We start from the raw sequence: 840 nt of genomic DNA on the forward strand, positions 1-840 counted from the left end.
TGTACGAGTAGTACACTCAGGCTATGTCTGCTGAACCGCGCCAAACACACGCTCCGAACGACACCGCCCAACCGGCTGAGCTCGCGGTCTCCGACGCCCGCAATAGGATCGCCGAGCTGGTCGACAGCGCCGAGGACGGCGAGATCGCCTACCTGACCCGGCGCGGCACCCGGGTCGCGGCGATCGTGCCCGCCGATGTCGCCGAGGAACACGAACGACTCGAAGACCAGTACTGGTCACGCCGAGCCGAGCAGGCACGCGAACGCATCGCCTCCGGCGAGGACACCGTGATCTCCCTCGACCAGCTCATCGCCGACGCCGAGGGTGGCGCGTGAAGTACAAGGTCGAGATCGCCCGCCGCGCCGCCAAGCTCGTCACCAGCCTGGACAAGCCGGTACGCCGACGCGTACTCGCCGCGATCGAGGCCCTCGCCGACGAACCGCGGCCCTCCGGATGCAAGAAGCTCACCGGCACCGACAACGCCTGGCGCATCCGCGCCGCCAAGGACTACCGCATCGTCTACGAGATCCACGACCAGGTGCTGCTGGTGACCGTCGTCGACGTCGGCCACCGCCGCGAGATCTACCGCTAGAGACCCAGCACTGCCAACGCCTACCCCGACCCCGGTGGCCGGTCGAAGCCGATTACACCCGGCGCTGCGCGGTGCGGAGGTTCTGAGAAGAGCGAATCACCACCACCACCGACACAGCCGGGGTCCGGTGTCATTCTTTGGACGCGTTGCCGGGCGTACCCACCTGTGGAACGTCAACGAGGCGCACCCACAAACCGGGGGAGTCCCGAAGAGCCGTCGGCGGTTCATCAGTCACCTCCCACCCGGCC

The 840-nt window shown here is 67.6% G+C and carries 2 protein-coding genes; both read left to right on the plus strand.

Annotation, left to right across the window (positions count from 1 at the left end; all coding sequences use genetic code 11):
• Positions 1-23 precede the first annotated feature (23 nt).
• Positions 24-335: a type II toxin-antitoxin system prevent-host-death family antitoxin gene (locus tag JAP66_RS31765; RefSeq protein ID WP_199435571.1), complete on the plus strand. Its 312-nt coding sequence runs from the start codon at positions 24-26 to the stop codon at positions 333-335.
• The gene (locus JAP66_RS32845) at positions 332-592 is read left to right on the plus strand and encodes a type II toxin-antitoxin system RelE family toxin (RefSeq protein ID WP_199435572.1); all 261 of its coding nucleotides are present in this window, start codon (positions 332-334) and stop codon (positions 590-592) included. The genes JAP66_RS31765 and JAP66_RS32845 overlap by 4 nt, the downstream gene beginning before the upstream one ends.
• Positions 593-840: the final 248 nt, after the last annotated feature.

This window comes from Qaidamihabitans albus, from assembly GCF_016464705.1.
Classification (GTDB): domain Bacteria; phylum Actinomycetota; class Actinomycetes; order Mycobacteriales; family Pseudonocardiaceae; genus Qaidamihabitans; species Qaidamihabitans albus.